General features: G+C 71.2%; 12 protein-coding genes. 1 reads left to right on the top strand and 11 read right to left on the bottom strand.

Going from position 1 to position 14,337, the window contains the following annotated elements; genetic code table 11:
* Genes AB4091_RS01380 through AB4091_RS01365 form a run of 4 tightly spaced genes read right to left on the bottom strand, consistent with a single transcriptional unit; the run spans position 1 to position 4,022 of the window.
* Entirely contained in the window at positions 1-747 is a 747-nt protein-coding gene (locus AB4091_RS01380) for an SDR family oxidoreductase (protein WP_442289937.1), read from the bottom strand.
* A 3-nt stretch (positions 748-750) separates the two neighbouring features.
* On the bottom strand, positions 751-1,629 hold the full coding sequence (locus tag AB4091_RS01375; RefSeq protein ID WP_442289936.1) for an aldo/keto reductase: 879 nt from the start codon (positions 1,627-1,629) through the stop codon (positions 751-753).
* A gap of 53 nt (positions 1,630-1,682) precedes the next feature.
* Complete coding sequence (locus AB4091_RS01370; protein WP_442289935.1) at positions 1,683-2,843, bottom strand: fatty acid desaturase family protein; 1,161 nt, start codon at positions 2,841-2,843, stop codon at positions 1,683-1,685.
* Positions 2,844-2,891: 48 nt separating this feature from the next.
* The gene (locus AB4091_RS01365; protein WP_442289934.1) at positions 2,892-4,022 is read right to left on the bottom strand and encodes a ferredoxin reductase; all 1,131 of its coding nucleotides are present in this window, start codon (positions 4,020-4,022) and stop codon (positions 2,892-2,894) included.
* Between the two features lie 86 nt (positions 4,023-4,108).
* On the opposite strand from AB4091_RS01365, the gene AB4091_RS01360 reads away from it, so the two are divergent.
* Positions 4,109-5,338, top strand: a complete 1,230-nt coding sequence (locus AB4091_RS01360; protein ID WP_442289933.1) for a PucR family transcriptional regulator — start codon at positions 4,109-4,111, stop codon at positions 5,336-5,338.
* Between the two features lie 67 nt (positions 5,339-5,405).
* Here AB4091_RS01360 and purU read toward each other — a convergent pair whose 3' ends face one another.
* Genes purU through glyA form a run of 7 tightly spaced genes read right to left on the bottom strand, consistent with a single transcriptional unit; the run spans position 5,406 to position 14,296 of the window.
* Positions 5,406-6,308, bottom strand: coding sequence for a formyltetrahydrofolate deformylase (gene purU / locus AB4091_RS01355; protein WP_442289932.1), 903 nt, complete (start codon positions 6,306-6,308; stop codon positions 5,406-5,408).
* A 37-nt stretch (positions 6,309-6,345) separates the two neighbouring features.
* Positions 6,346-7,749 (bottom strand): L-serine ammonia-lyase, encoded by a 1,404-nt coding sequence (locus tag AB4091_RS01350; protein ID WP_442289931.1) that lies wholly within the window; start codon positions 7,747-7,749, stop codon positions 6,346-6,348.
* Positions 7,749-8,441 (bottom strand): sarcosine oxidase subunit gamma, encoded by a 693-nt coding sequence (locus AB4091_RS01345; protein WP_442289930.1) that lies wholly within the window; start codon positions 8,439-8,441, stop codon positions 7,749-7,751. The genes AB4091_RS01350 and AB4091_RS01345 overlap by 1 nt, the downstream gene beginning before the upstream one ends.
* The gene (locus AB4091_RS01340) at positions 8,434-11,439 is read right to left on the bottom strand and encodes an FAD-dependent oxidoreductase (RefSeq protein WP_442289929.1); all 3,006 of its coding nucleotides are present in this window, start codon (positions 11,437-11,439) and stop codon (positions 8,434-8,436) included. Before AB4091_RS01340 ends, AB4091_RS01345 begins: the two co-directional genes overlap by 8 nt.
* Before the next feature lie 2 nt (positions 11,440-11,441).
* Complete coding sequence (locus AB4091_RS01335; RefSeq protein WP_442289928.1) at positions 11,442-11,729, bottom strand: sarcosine oxidase subunit delta; 288 nt, start codon at positions 11,727-11,729, stop codon at positions 11,442-11,444.
* 27 nt (positions 11,730-11,756) lie between these two features.
* Positions 11,757-12,977: a sarcosine oxidase subunit beta family protein gene (locus AB4091_RS01330; RefSeq protein WP_442289927.1), complete on the bottom strand. Its 1,221-nt coding sequence runs from the start codon at positions 12,975-12,977 to the stop codon at positions 11,757-11,759.
* Positions 12,978-12,979: 2 nt separating this feature from the next.
* Positions 12,980-14,296 carry a serine hydroxymethyltransferase gene (glyA, locus tag AB4091_RS01325; protein ID WP_442289926.1) on the bottom strand — a complete coding sequence of 439 codons (1,317 nt, stop codon included), beginning with the start codon at positions 14,294-14,296 and terminating at the stop codon, positions 12,980-12,982.
* Between the last annotated feature and the right edge of the window lie 41 nt (positions 14,297-14,337).

Genomic DNA, 14,337 nt, shown 5'->3' with positions numbered 1-14,337 from the left:
TCAGAGCTGCCCGGCGGGCCGCAGGAGGATCTCGTTGATCGCGAGGCGCCGCGGGCGGCTGAGGGTGAAGGCGATGACCTCGGCGACGTCCTCCGCCGTGACCTCGGCCTGGTCGTAGAGACGCCCGACGCCCTCTCGGGTCTCGGCGTGGGTGATGTGGGTGGGCAGCTCGGTGGCGACTACGCCCGGCTCGACCACGGTGACGCGTACGTCGGGCAGCAGCTCCTGGCGCAGCGACTCCGACCAGCCGTTCATCCCCCACTTCGTCGCCGCGTAGACACCGTTGCCGGCGCGTGCGGTGCGGCCGGCGACGGAGGAGATGTTGACGATGTCGGCGCCGCCATCGGAGGCGGCCGCCTTGAGCTGGTCGAGGAACACCTCGGTGGCGGTGATGGCGCCGAGCAGGTTGACCTCGATCATCTGGCGGTAGTCGTCGCGCTGGTCGGGGGCGAACGGTCCGAGCAGCATCACGCCGGCGTTGTTGACCAGGACGGCCGCGCCTCCGAGCTCGGCCTGCACGCGCTCGGCGGCGGCGACCAGGCTCGCGCGGTCGGTGACGTCGGCCTCGACGGCGATCACTCCCTCGCCGAGCTCGGCGAGCTCGTCGGCGAGGACGGCGATCCGGTCGGCGCGCCGGGCCAGCAGCGCGACGCGGTAGCCGGCCCCGGCGAGGGCTCGGGCGGTGGCCGCGCCGATGCCGGACGAGGCGCCGGTGACGACCGCGGTACGCGTCAGCGTCTCACTCATGGGTCAGGCCTCCGGGATCTCGCGGCCGAAGGTCTCCAGCGTGATGGCCGTCGGCTCGGGGCCCCCACGCTGCCCGGTGTCGAGGGCATCGATCGAGGCAAGCTCGTCGCTGGTCAGGTCGAAGTCGAAGACGTCGACGTTCTCGGCGATGCGGTGCGCCTTGGTCGACTTCGGGATGACCGAGCGCCCCTGCTGCAGGTGCCAGCGCAGCATCACCTGGGCCGGCGTCTTGCCGTGCGCGTCAGCGATCCCGGCGATGACCGGGTCCTGCAGGGTGCTGCCGTGGCTGCCGTCGCGGTAGAAGGTGATGCCGCCGATCGGAGACCACGCCTGGGTCAGGATCCCGTGCTCGGCACCGAACGCCTGCACCTCCCGCTGCTGGAAGTAGGGGTGCAGCTCGATCTGGTTGACCGCCGGCACGACCGTCGCCTTGTCGAGCAACGCGGTGAGGTGCTCGACCATGAAGTTGCTGACGCCGATCGCGCGCACCTTCCCGTCCGCGAGGAGCGTCTCCAACGCCCGGTACGCCTCGAGGGTCCTGGCGAACGCGGACGGCAGGGCCTGGTGCAGGATCAGCAGGTCGACCTGCTCGACCCCGAGCTTGCCGGCGCTCTTGTCGAAGCCGTGCAGGGTCTGCTCGTAGCCGTAGTCACTGATCCAGATCTTCGTCTCGACGAACACCTCGTCGCGCGGCACACCGGAGTCGCGGACGGCCTCGCCGACCTCGCGCTCGTTGCCGTACGCGGCAGCGGTGTCGATGTGGCGGTAGCCCGTCGCCAGCGCGGCCTCGACCGCGGCGCGGGTCTCCTCCGGCGGGGTCTGGAACACCCCCAGGCCGATCGCAGGCATCTCGACGTGGTTGTTCAGGTGCAGAGTGGTCATGCGGTCGACCGTAGGCGCGGACCCGCGCAGGTGGGAGGGACTGTGAGTACCCCTCAGGCGGCGGCCGAGGAAGTCGTGTCGGGTCGGATCGCCATCGGGACGACCGTGGCCTGCGCCCGGCGCAGGAGGCCGTTGGGCAGCGACAGACGGAAGACCTTCTTCCACGCGGACGCCACCTGACGCGGCAGCGAGCCCGTCGTGTAGGTCAGGCCGTAGCGGCGGAAGAGGTCCTGCACCTGCGGCGCGATCTGCTGGTAGCGGTTGCTGGGCAGGTCGGGGAAGAGGTGGTGCTCGATCTGGAAGCTGAGGTTGCCGGTCATGAAGTGCATGGCCTTGCTGCCGCTGATGTTGGCCGAGCCGAGCATCTGGCGCAGGTACCACTCGCCGCGGGTCTCGCCGACGATCGACCGACGCTCGAAGGTCTCGACGCCCTCGGGGAAGTGGCCGCACATGATCACGGAGTGCGTCCAGAGGTTGCGGATGAGGTTGGCCGTGGCGTTGGCCGCGAACGTGTTGAGGAACGACGGGCCCGACAGCAGCGGGTGGACGACGTAGTCCTTCGTCATCTGGTTGCGGATCTTCTTCAGCGTCACCTTGGCCCGCGCCCGGAAGTCGGGGTCCTGGCGCCGCTCCTTGGTGGCGAGGTTCTTGCCGAGCTCGAGGTCGTAGGCCGCGATGCCGTACTCGAAGAAGCAGGCGTTGACGAAGTTCCACAGCGGCTGCGCCGCGTAGAGCGGCACCCAGCGCTGGTCCTCGTCGACGCGCATGATGCCGTAGCCGAGGTCGTTGTCCTTGCCGATGACGTTCGTGTAGGTGTGGTGCAGCTCGTTGTGCGAGTGCTTCCACTGCTCCGACGGGCTGGCGTTGTCCCACTCCCACGTCGTCGAGTGGATCTTCGGGTCACGCATCCAGTCCCACTGGCCGTGCATGACGTTGTGCCCGATCTCCATGTTCTCGATGATCTTGGCGACGGCGAGGCCGGCGGTGCCGACCAGCCAGGCGGGCGGGAACATCGAGACGAGCAGGACTGCGCGAGAACCGAGCTCGAGCTTGCGCTGGGTCGCGATGACCTTGCGGATGTAGGCCGCGTCATCGGCCCCGCGGGTGTCGATGACGGACTGTCGGATCGCGTCGAGCTCGACGCCGATCTGCTCGATGTCCTCGGCGGTCAGGTGGCCGATGGGGTTGTGGGTCTTCTTCTGCAGGACGGTCATGGTGACTCCTCTGGTTCGGAGGTCGTACGGTCTGGGTTTCGGCGCCGGTCAGTGGTCGATGACGCACGCGCCGGCGGCTGCGGAGATGCAGGTCTGGATCGGGACGCCCTGTCCCTCGGTCTCGCCGGGGGTCGCCCTCGTGACCTCGCCGGTGCGCAGGTCGCGGACGGCGCCCTCTCGCAGCGGCAGCACGCAGCCGAAGCAGATGCCCATGCGGCACCCGGACGGCATGAGCACGCCGGCCGCCTCTGCGGCGTCGAGGATCGGGGTCGAGCCGTCGGCGACGACCGTCGTGCCGGAGCCGGAGAAGTCGACGGTGCCGCCCTCGCCGACGACGAGCGTGGTGGCGCGGAACTGCTCGGTGAGCAGGCCCAGCCCGCGCTCGTCATGGTGTCGCTGGAGGGCGTCGAGGAGGCCGCCGGGGCCGCACGCGAGCGTCATCCGCTCGTGCAGGTCGGGCACGAGGGTGTCGAGGTCGTCGACGTCGAGCACGCCGTGCTCGTCGTCGTAGCGGGCGACGAGGCGGATCAGGCCGGCCTCGTCGAGGGCGCGGAGGTTGTCGATGAAGATCGAGTGCGGCTCGCTCGGGGCCACGTGCACGACGACGATGTCGTATGCCGCCGCGCGGGGCAGGCGCACGACGCCCTCGTCGGCGACGGGGAAGAGGTTGCGCAGCATCCCGATGACGGGCGTGACGCCGGAGCCGGCGGTGACGAAGAGGAACCTGCCACCGTCGGTGGGCAGGACGAACTCGCCCTGCGCCTGCTCGAGGTGCACGAGCGTACCGGGTCGCGACTCGCGCACGAGGTGGTTGCTGACAAGGCCGCCGGGCACGGCCTTGACGGTGATCGAGATGTTGCCGTCGGCGCGCGGGCCGTGGGTCAGCGAGTAGGCCCGCCACTGGCGTACGCCGTCGACGTCGACGCCGATGCGCACGTACTGCCCCGGCACGTGGCCGGCCCAGTCGGCGCCCGGGCGGATGATGATGGTGGCCGCGTCGACGGTCTCGGGGCTGACCTCGACGATGCGGCCGCGCAGGTCGGCACCGGGGCGCAGGGGGTCGAAGAGGTCGAGGTAGTCGGCCGGCAGCAGGGGCGATGTCGCGCGCTCGGCCAGGGCGACGATCCGTCGGCGCAGCGACGGACGGGCGGCTCGGGTCGAGGGTGCTAGCAGGCTCATGTCTCCAGCATGACTGGCAGACGAGGGTAAGATCTTGACCGCAGGGCGTGAAGGATACGGGAACTCTTGTTCGGAGGGAACAGTCGATGGCATCAAAGCCGGCACGGGCGACCGCTCGGGGCGCAGCAGACCTCCAGCTCGACCACGCCGTGCTCCGCGAGCTGCGCGAGCGCCTTCCCGCCATCGCGGCGACCACGGTCGCGGCGGTGGTCGACGAGGTCCCCGACTACCGCGGGGCGCTCGGCGGACTGGCGGGCGACACCATCGAGCGCGCCGTGCAGATGGCCATCGCCGGCTTCCTCAAGCTCGCGGGCGGGGGCCGGGACGTCGACGCGAGCACGCCACTGGGCCCCACCCGCGAGGGCGCCTACGCCCTCGGGCGCGGCGAGGCGCGGGGTGGACGGTCGATGGACAGCCTGCTCGCGGCATACCGGGTCGGGGCGCGGGTGTCGTGGCGCGAGCTGGCCGCCGCTGCGGCCGGGGCGGGGCTGACGGCAGCGACGATGGCGAAGTTCGCCGAGTTGCTCTTCGCCTACATCGACGAGCTGTCGGCTGCCAGCGTCGCCGGGCACACCGACGAGCTGACGACCAGCGGTCGGGTGCGCGACCGCTACCGAGAGCGGCTCGGTCAGCAGCTGCTCGCCCGTGCCGGTGCTGACGTGCTGGCTGCGGCCGCCGCCCGCGCCGAGTGGACGCCTCCGACGTCGCTGACCGCGGTGCTGCTCCCCGCCGCCGAGGCCCGCCGCGCCGTCGCCTCCCTCCACGCCGACACCCTCCAGGTCGGCGAGGACCTGCAGGGCATCGAGGACGCCGACCCCGACCACCCGCTCACGCTGCTGCTCGTCCCCGACGCCGACGGCACCGGGCGTCGGCACCTGCTGCGGCAGCTGCGGGGGCGCCACGCCGTCGTCGGGCCACCGCGCCCGTGGGCGCAGGCGCGGTCCTCCTACGACCGCGCCGTGCGCACGGCGGCGCTGGCGCGGCCGTCACGCACCGGGGCTGCGCTGGACACCGAGCAGCACCTGGCCGACCTGGTGCTGACAGCCGACTCCGAGGCGCTGGCCGACCTGCGCGACCACGCCCTCGCGCCGCTCGCCGACCTGTCGCCCGGCACACGGGAGCGGCTCGCCGAGACCCTGCTGTCCTGGCTGCTGCACCAGGGCCGTCGCGAGGAGGTGGCCGCCGCGCTGCACGTGCACCCGCAGACCGTGCGCTACCGGATGGGACAGCTCCGCGGGCTCTACGGCGACCGGCTGACCGACCCAGCGGTGGTGCGTGAGCTCGTGCTCGCCCTCTCCCCGACCCCGACCCCGTGACACGGCCTGCTCGGCCGCATGACCGGTGCCCGGTCAGCGCACGATCGTGTCGTCGATCCGCGTGCGGTCAGAGCAGCACGACAGTCCGGTGGCCGTGCAGGACGACCCGACCCTCGCAGTGCCACTTCACCGCGTTCGACAGGGCGCGGCACTCGGTGTCGCGCCCCGCCGCGACGAGGTCCTCGGGCCCGAACGAGTGGTCGACCTCGCGCACCTGCTGGGAGATGATCGGCCCCTCGTCGAGCTCGCTGCTGACGTAGTGGGCCGTGGCGCCGACGGTCTTGACGCCCCGTTCCCACGCCTGGTGGTAGGGCTTGGCGCCCTTGAAGCTGGGCAGGAACGAGTGGTGGATGTTGATGGCACGCCCGGTGAGCTGGGTGGTGAGGTCGTCGCTGAGGATCTGCATGTAGCGCGCGAGCACGACCAGCTCGATCTCGAAGCGGTCGACGAGGTCGAGCAGGCGCGCCTCGGCCTCGGGCTTGGTCGCCGCGGTCACCGGAACGTGGAAGAAGGGGATGCCGTGCCATTCGACGAGGGCCCGGTGGTCGGGGTGGTTGGACACCACGGCGGCGATCTCCATGGGCAGCTCGCCGATGCGCGAGCGGAAGAGCAGGTCGTTGAGGCAGTGGGCGAACTTCGACACCATGACGAGGACGCGCCTGCGGGCCGAGGCCTCGCGCAGCTCGAATCGCATCCCATGGCGCCCCGCCACGGCGCCGAAGGCCCCACGCAGGGCGTCGACTCCCGGGTCGGGCTGGTCGCCGGCGATCGTGAAGTGGACCCTCAGGAAGAAGTGCCCGCCTCTCACGTCGTCGAACTGCTTGAGCTCGTGGATGTCGCCGTGCTGCTCGATGAGGAAACCCGAGACGGCGTGGACCAGGCCGGGGGCCTCGGGACAGTCGAGCGTGAGGACGTAGCCCTCCGGCTGCTGCGTGACGGCGCTCGTGACGGGGTTCGTGACGGTGCTCATGCGTGTCTCCTCTGGAGGCCTGCGCGGACGGCCCGCGTCAGCACTCGACGACGTTGACGGCGAGGCCACCTCGCGACGTCTCCTTGTACTTGATCTTCATGTCGGCGCCGGTCTCGCGCATGGTTTTGACGGCCTGGTCGAGGGTGACCTTGTGCACGCCGTCGCCCTGGAGCGAGAGCCGGGCAGCGTTGACGGCCTTGACGGACGCGATCGCGTTGCGCTCGATGCACGGGATCTGCACGAGTCCCCCGACCGGGTCGCACGTGAGGCCGAGGTTGTGCTCGATGCCGATCTCGGCGGCGTTCTCGACCTGCTCGGGCGTGCCACCGAGCACGGCGCACAGGCCGGCGGCCGCCATGGAGCAGGCCGAGCCGACCTCGCCCTGGCAGCCCACCTCGGCTCCCGAGATCGAGGCGCCCAGCTTGACGATGATGCCGACGGCCGCTGCGGTGAGGAGGAACTCGACGATCCCGTCGTCGTCCGCGCCGTCGACGAAGCGGGAGTAGAAGTGCAGCACGGCGGGGATGATGCCGGCGGCGCCGTTCGTCGGAGCCGTGACGATGCGCCCCCCGGACGCGTTCTCCTCGTTGACCGCGAGCGCGTAGAGGTTGACCCACTCCATCGCCCACAGCGGGTCCGAGACGGAGCCCCCGGTGGCCTGACGTGCGTCGGACTCCTGGCGTCGCAGGCGCTCGCGCAGCTCGGGCGCGCGTCGCCGCACCTTGAGCCCGCCCGGAAGCGTTTGCTCCTCACGGGTGCAGCCGCTCTCGACGCACTCCTGCATGACGCCCCAGAGGTGCAGCAGCCGCTCGCGCACCTCGTGCTCGGGACGCCACGCGCGCTCGTTCGCCATCATGACCCCGGCGATCGACAGCCCGGTCTCGCGGCAGCGCTCGAGCAGCTCGGCGCCGGTGCCGAAGGGGTGCGGCACCGGGGTGCTGTCGGGCACGACCCGGTCGGCACCGATCGCCTCCTCGTCGACGACGAACCCGCCGCCGACGGAGTAGAACGTCCGCGCCCGGAGCGTCCTCCCGCCCGCGTCGAACGCCTCGAACGACATCCCGTTGGGATGCCCCGGCAACGTACGCCGTCGGTGGAGCACGAGGTCGACGTCGGGGTCGAAGTCGACCCGGTGGGTGCCGTCGAGGGCGATCTTGCGGTCGGCGCGCACGGCGTCGACTCGGGCCACCGCGTGCGAGGTGTCGACGGTCTCGGGGTCCTCACCCTCGAGGCCGAGCACGACGGCGCGGTCCGAGCCGTGCCCGTGGCCGGTCGCGCCCAGCGACCCGTAGAGCTGCGCCTGCACCCTCACCGTCCGGTCGAGCAGTCCCGAGTCGGACAGCCCGGCGGCGAAGCGCCGGGCTGCCCGCATCGGGCCGACCGTGTGGGACGACGACGGACCGATCCCCACGGAGAACAGGTCGAGGGCGCTGAGCGACATCAGACGTACTCCCGCATCCCGTCGAGGAGCCAGCGCACGACGTGCGTCGCGAACGAGGCGCGCGGCATGACGCGCCAGGAGTCCTCGCCCGTACGCCAGAGGATGACTCCCGTGGAGCCCAGCAGCGTGGCGACGGCCGTGCCGACGGCGAACACCCTCGGGTGCAGGTCGATCTCACAGCTCTTCTCGAGCACGGAACGGGCGCGCGCCCCCGTCAGCTCGAGCGTGGTGCGGTTGGCCGACACGTCGACGACCTGCCCGGGCTGCGACCCGTGGGCGTCGGCCAGCCCCCCGGCACACGCCTCCGGGGAGATCCCGCTCTCGGCCTCGTCGAGGCCGACCGCGAGGAACTCGTCGGGCGAGAGCCAGAGCACGGCGAGTCCGCTGCCGTCGGCCGCCCCCGACACCGCGCCGACCGAGGTCGGCAGGGCGACACCCAGGGCGTCGGCGAGGGCGGCGCCGTGGCCCGGCGTGGCGCGGATCGCGACCTGGGTCAGGAAGGGCACCTCGCGGAGCCGCACGGCCTCACCGGACCCGTGCAGCATCTCCTCCGCCAGGTCCTGCGCCGGGCTGCGTCGCAGCCCGAGCACCGCGGCCCGGTCGACGTCCCTCGTGGGGGCGGTCCTCGTCGTGCTCGTGGGGTTCTCCACCGTGTCCTCCGGTGCCGTCATCGTCATCGTGCGCTCAGCCATCTCGCCTGGCCCCTTCCTTGTCGTAGAGCACCGCGTCGGCCACCTCGACCTCGGCGAAGCGTCCTTCGAAGGACGCGATGAGCGTCTGGCCGATGCGGTCGCGACCGGCCTTGACGAGCGCAAGACCGAACGAGCGGCCCAGCGCCTGGGAGTGGTAGCTCGACGTGACGTGGCCGAGCATCGGGATGGGTCGAGCGGGCAGCCCCTCCCCCGTGTAGTCGCCGAGCGCGTCGGGCTCGACGAGCTGCGCACCCTCGGGCAGCCGCAGGCTCCGGTCGACGGGCAGCACGCTGACGAGCTGCTTGCGGTCGGTGACCTGCTGCGACGACCGGGAGTAGGACCGGTTGCCGATGAAGTCCTTGGCCGTCGAGATGATCCAGTCCATCCCGAGGTCCTGCGGCGTCACGGTGCCGTCGGTGTCCTGGCCGACGATCGGGTAGGCCTTCTCGGCGCGCAGCACGTGCATGGTCTCGGTGCCGTAGGGCGTGATGTCGAAGTCGGCGCCGGCCTCGGCGACGTCCTCCCACACCCTCAGGCCGTACCACGTCGGCACGTTGATCTCGAAGGCCAGCTCGCCCGAGAAGGTGATCCGACAGATCCGCGCGGGGATGCCCGACGCGAGCAGGGTCTCGCGGAACTCCATGAAACCGAAGCCTTCTCGCGACACGTCGAGGTCGGGAGCCATCCGCGCGATGACGTCGCGCGACCGGGGGCCGACGACGGCGATCGTCGACCACTGCTCGGTCACCGACGTGCACACGACGTCGAGCTCGGGCCACTCGGTCTGCGACCACTCCTCCAGCCACTCCAGCACCCGGGCGGCTCCGCCGGTCGTCGTCGTCGCGAAGTAGCGGTCCTCGGCCAGGCGCAGCACGACGCCGTCGTCGAAGACCATGCCGTCGGGCTTGCACATCACGCCGTAACGGGCCTTGCCGACGGCGAGCTTCTTGTACGCGTTGGTGTAGATGCGGCCGAGGAACTCGCCGGCGTCGGCGCCACGGATCTCGATCTTGCCCAGCGTCGTGGCGTCCATGAAGGCGACTCCCTCACGAGCGGCACGGCACTCGCGCGCCACGGCGGCGTCCATGTCCTCCCCGGGACGCGGGTAGTACCACGGCCGCTTCCACTGGCCGACGTCCTCGAAGAGAGCGCCTTTCGCCTCGTGCCACGGGTGGATCGATGTCGTGCGGGCGGCGTCGAACAGGTCGCCGCGGGCGCGACCGGCCAGCGCCGCGAAGGCCACCGGCGTGAACGGGGCGCGGAAGGTCGTGTTGCCGATGGCGCCGGGAGTCGGGCGCTTCGCGCTGCCGGCTGCAGCGGCGGCACCCACCCCCTCGTCCTGTCCCGGCTGGCCGGGCGGGATGGCACGGGTGTCGTCACCCGACAGCACGCGCGTCAGCAGGCCGATGGTGTTGACCGCGCCGATGCGGCCCTGGTCGACGCCGGTGCTGATCGACGTGTAGCGCTTGACGTGCTCGACGGAGCGCATTCCCGCGCCGGTGGCCCGCAGCACGTCGGCTGCGGTGTTGTCGCGCTGCAGGTCGACGAAGTGGGCGGCGTAACCGTCCGCGCGCCCCTCGACGACCCAGAGCTGCCTGGTGTGACCGGCGCGGGCCGCCCGCTCCTCGGCGACGGCCGCGGTGTCGGGTTCCGTCACGCCAGCGGTGGATTCGCCCTCGATGCCGGCGGCGCGGGCGGCAGCCAGACCGGCGGCGCGCCCCTCCACGTGACAGCCCTCGGTCCAGTAGGTGCCGCGCACGGCCCCGGCGAGGTGCTGGTCACGCACCGGCGATGTCGGCACGAAGCCGGCGAGGTCGTCGTCCCAGTGCAGTGCGCCCTGCCGCTGGCTGTGCAGGCTGACGTTCGGCGTCCACCCGCCCGACACGGCCACGACGTCGCTCGCGATCCTCTCGGGGTCACCGGCGATGGCGCCGTCGGCGTCGATGCGCGCCACCCACGCGGCCTCGACCGCCACGCCGCCGTCGATGCCGACGACAGCCGACCCGGCGCGCACCGTGAGTCCCGCGGCGTCGGCTGCGGCCGCGACGGATGCGCTCGCGCCCTCGTCACGCGCATCGACGACCTGCACCGACGCACCCGCCTCGAGCAGTGCGTGCGCCGCGGCGTAGCCGGAGTCGTTCGTCGTGACGACGACGGCCTCGCCCCCCGGGAGGGCGGCGTACCGGCGTACGTAGGTGGTGACGGCCGAGGCGAGCATGACGCCGGGGACGTCGTTGTCCGCGAAGACGATCGGCCGCTCGAAGGCGCCGGTCGCGAGGACGACCTGAGCCGCGTTCACGTGCCAGATGCGCTGCCTGGGTATACCGTCGCGCGCGGTCCCGTCGAGGTGTTCGGCCCGCTTCTCGACGGCGATGAGGTGGTTGTTGTCGTAGCTGCCGAATGCCGTCGTGCGCGTCAGCACGCGCACCTCGGGTGCGGCGTCGAGCTCGGCCCGGACCTGCTCGACCCACTGCGCTGCGGGAACCCCCTCGATGACCTCGTCCGGCGAGGCGAGAAGGGTGCCGCCCAGGCGAAAGTCCTGCTCGAAGAGCACGACTCGGGCCCCGGTGGCCGCTGCCGCCCGGGCTGCGGCCAGTCCGGCCGGCCCGGCACCGACGACGGCGACGTCCACGTGGACGTGCATCTTGTCGTACTCGGCCGGGTCGGGCTGCTGGTCGAGCACGCCGATGCCGTCGAGCAGGCGCACGTCGAGGCCGGGCACGAGCTCGAGGGTCGTGGCCGGGAGCATCGACTCGTCGTGCTCGCCGCGGACGAGCACGAACGCGTTGGGCTCCTCGACCCCGGCTGAGAGGATGCCGCGTGGACGGCCTCGGTAGATCGAGTTGCCCACTCGCAGCTGGCCGTTCGCGACCAGGGCAGAGGCGACGGTGTCACCGGCGAACCCGGTCACGGTGGTGCCGTCGACGACGAGCTCGACCGGGGCGGAGCGGTCGATCGCTCCACCGGCGTCGAGGCGCTGGGTCTGGTTGGCTGCCATGGTCAGGCTCCCTTCTTGGTGTCGGGACGGGCTTCGCCGATGCGATAGACCGCGGAGATCTCGTAGGTGCGGGTGTCGCGAACCGCGTTGAACCACTTGCGGCAACCCGCCGAGTGCACCCAACGCTCGGCGTAGCTGCCCTTGGCGTTGTCGCGGTAGAAGAGGTACTGCGCCCACTCCTCGTCGGTGAGGGCGTGGGGGTCCTCGGGGTAGGCCACGTGGGCCTGGCCGCCGTAGCCGTACTCGGTCTCGGGGCGGGGCCCGCAGTTCGGGCAGTCGATGATGAGCATCGGGGTCTCCTTGCGAGGCGTTGGGCGTCAGTGGGCGACGGCTGCGGCGCCGTGCTCGTCGATGAGGGCGCCGCTGACGAAGCGCTCGAGGCCGAAACCCCGGTTGAGCTCGTGCGGCTCGTCGGTGGCGATGGTGTGCGCGTAGGCGTAGCCGGCGCCGGGCACGGCCTTGAATCCCCCTGTGCCCCAACCACAGTTGACGTACATGCCGTCGACGGGCGAACGGCCCATGACTGGTGAGGCGTCCATGGTCACGTCGACGATGCCGCCCCACGTGCGCAGCAGGTGTGCCCGGCTGAAGGCAGGGAACAGCTCGACGGCGGCCGACATCTGGTGCTCGATGACGTGGAAGGAGCCGCGCTGTCCGTAGCCGTTGTAGGAGTCGATGCCGGCGCCCATGACGAGCTCGCCCTTGTGCGCCTGCGAGACGTAGACGTGCACGTGGTTCGACATCACGACGGTGGGGTGGATGATCTCGTGCAGCTCGGAGACGAGGGCCTGCAGCGGGTGCGACTGGATCGGCACGCGGAAGCCGGCGAGCTCGGCGAGCACCGAGGTGTGGCCCGCGGCGCAGAGCGCGACCTTGCCGGCGTTGATGCGTCCGCGGCTCGTCTCGACACCGGTGACGCGCCCGCCGTCGATGACGAAGCCGGTCACCTCGCAGTTCTGGATGATGTCGACGCCGAGCTCGCTCGCCCGCCGGGCGTAGCCCCAGGCGACCCAGTCGTGCTTGGCGATGCCGGCGCGCGGCTGGTAGGTGCCACCCATGACCGGGTAGCGGATGTCGTCGCCGATGTTGATGATCGGGCACAGCTCCTTGACCTGCTGCGGGTCGACCCACTCGGCGTCCACGCCGTTGAGGCGGTTGGCCTCGACGCGACGCACCGAGTCACGGACGTCCTGAAGCGTGTGGGCGAGGTTCAGCACGCCGCGCTGGGAGAAGAAGACGTCGTAGCCGAGCTCCTCTTCGAGCCCTTCCCACTGCTTGAGCGAGTGCTCGTAGATCGCGGCCGACTCGTCCCACAGGTAGTTCGACCGGATGATCGTCGTGTTGCGGGCCATGTTGCCGCCGGCGATGTAGCCACGCTCGAGCACGGCGACGTTCGTGATGCCGTGGTAGCGGGCCAGGTAGTACGCGGTGGCGAGACCGTGGCCGCCGGCGCCGACGATGACCACGTCGTAGCTTCGCTTCGGCTCGGGGTTGGCCCAGAGGAAGTCCGGGTGCTCGGGGAGCTCACGCTGGTTCATCGTCACTGCACCTTCTCCAGAGTCGGGTAGAGGGGGAACCGGGCGGCGAGGTCGTCGACCCGCGCCCGCAGCGAGGCGAGCGTCGCCTCCGAACCGTCACCCGCGAGCGCCGTGGCGATGACGTCCGCGACCTCGGCGAAGGCGGCCTCGTCGAAGCCGCGGGTCGCGAGTGCCGGCGTACCGATGCGCAGGCCCGAGGACACCATCGGTGGCCGCGGGTCGAAGGGGACGGCGTTGCGGTTGACGGTGATCCCGACGGAGTGCAGCAGGTCCTCGCCCTGCCGGCCGTCGAGCTGCGAGTGGCGCAGGTCGACGAGCACGAGGTGCACGTCGGTGCCACCCGAGATGACGCCGATGCCGGCATCCGTGACGTCGGGCTGCGTCAGTCGCTCCGCGAGGATCGACGCACCGGCGAGCGTGCGACGCTGCCGGTCGCGGAAGTCTTCGCCCGCGGCGACCTTGAAGGCGACGGCCTTGCCGGCGATGACGTGCTCGAGCGGTCCACCCTGCTGGCCCGGGAAGACGGCCGAGTTCACCTTCTTGGCGATGTCGACGTCGTTGGTGAGGATTATGCCGCCGCGCGGTCCACCCAGCGTCTTGTGCGTGGTCGACGAGACGACGTGCGCGTGCGGCACCGGGGAGGGGTGCAGGCCGGCGGCGACGAGGCCGGCGAAGTGGGCCATGTCGACGAACAGGTAGGCGCCGACCGCGTCGGCGATGCGCCGGAACTCGGCGAAGTCGAGGTGCCGCGAGTACGCCGACCACCCGGCCACGATCATTTTCGGCTGGTGCTCTCGGGCCAGCCGCTCGACCTCGGCCATGTCGACGACGTGGGTGTCCTCGCGTACGCCGTAGGCCACGACGTCGTAGAGCCGACCGGAGAAGTTGAGCCGCATCCCGTGGGTCAGGTGCCCGCCGTGGGCGAGGTCGAGCCCGAGGATGGTGTCGCCCGGCGTGAGCAGCGCGTGCATGACGGACGCGTTCGCCTGGGCCCCCGAGTGCGGCTGGACGTTGGCGTAGGCCGCACCGAAGAGCGACGTGACGCGCTCGATCGCGAGCGACTCGACGACGTCGACGTGCTCGCACCCGCCGTAGTAGCGGCGGCCGGGGTAGCCCTCGGCGTACTTGTTCGTCAGCACCGAGCCCTGGGCCTGCATGACGGCGACCGGCGCGAAGTTCTCCGAGGCGATCATCTCGAGGGTGCCCTGTTGCCGGCGCAGCTCGGCCTCGATGGCCTCAGCGACCTGGGGGTCGAGATCTGCGAGGTCCGCGTCGAGGACCGAGGAACGAGTCGGCGCGGTGATGGTGACCTGGGACATGAAGCCCTCCGTGCAGTTGATGTCCTTGTTGTCGATGACTG

Source organism: Terrabacter sp. 2RAF25 (assembly GCF_052115265.1).
GTDB lineage: Bacteria > Actinomycetota > Actinomycetes > Actinomycetales > Dermatophilaceae > Terrabacter.
Note: the sequence above shows the minus strand (reverse complement) of the source record. Positions and strands in the feature narration are given on the sequence as shown.

What these genes read in the sequence shown, in the direction of transcription:
- AB4091_RS01380 (WP_442289937.1), bottom strand. Translation starts at nt 747, where the DNA reads ATGAGTGAGACGCTGACGCGTACCGCGGTCGTCACCGGCGCCTCGTCC.
- AB4091_RS01375 (WP_442289936.1), bottom strand. Translation starts at nt 1,629, where the DNA reads ATGACCACTCTGCACCTGAACAACCACGTCGAGATGCCTGCGATCGGC.
- AB4091_RS01370 (WP_442289935.1), bottom strand. Translation starts at nt 2,843, where the DNA reads ATGACCGTCCTGCAGAAGAAGACCCACAACCCCATCGGCCACCTGACC.
- AB4091_RS01365 (WP_442289934.1), bottom strand. Translation starts at nt 4,022, where the DNA reads ATGAGCCTGCTAGCACCCTCGACCCGAGCCGCCCGTCCGTCGCTGCGC.
- AB4091_RS01360 (WP_442289933.1), top strand. Translation starts at nt 4,109, where the DNA reads ATGGCATCAAAGCCGGCACGGGCGACCGCTCGGGGCGCAGCAGACCTC.
- purU (WP_442289932.1), bottom strand. Translation starts at nt 6,308, where the DNA reads ATGAGCACCGTCACGAACCCCGTCACGAGCGCCGTCACGCAGCAGCCG.
- AB4091_RS01350 (WP_442289931.1), bottom strand. Translation starts at nt 7,749, where the DNA reads ATGTCGCTCAGCGCCCTCGACCTGTTCTCCGTGGGGATCGGTCCGTCG.
- AB4091_RS01345 (WP_442289930.1), bottom strand. Translation starts at nt 8,441, where the DNA reads ATGGCTGAGCGCACGATGACGATGACGGCACCGGAGGACACGGTGGAG.
- AB4091_RS01340 (WP_442289929.1), bottom strand. Translation starts at nt 11,439, where the DNA reads ATGGCAGCCAACCAGACCCAGCGCCTCGACGCCGGTGGAGCGATCGAC.
- AB4091_RS01335 (WP_442289928.1), bottom strand. Translation starts at nt 11,729, where the DNA reads ATGCTCATCATCGACTGCCCGAACTGCGGGCCCCGCCCCGAGACCGAG.
- AB4091_RS01330 (WP_442289927.1), bottom strand. Translation starts at nt 12,977, where the DNA reads ATGAACCAGCGTGAGCTCCCCGAGCACCCGGACTTCCTCTGGGCCAAC.
- glyA (WP_442289926.1), bottom strand. Translation starts at nt 14,296, where the DNA reads ATGTCCCAGGTCACCATCACCGCGCCGACTCGTTCCTCGGTCCTCGAC.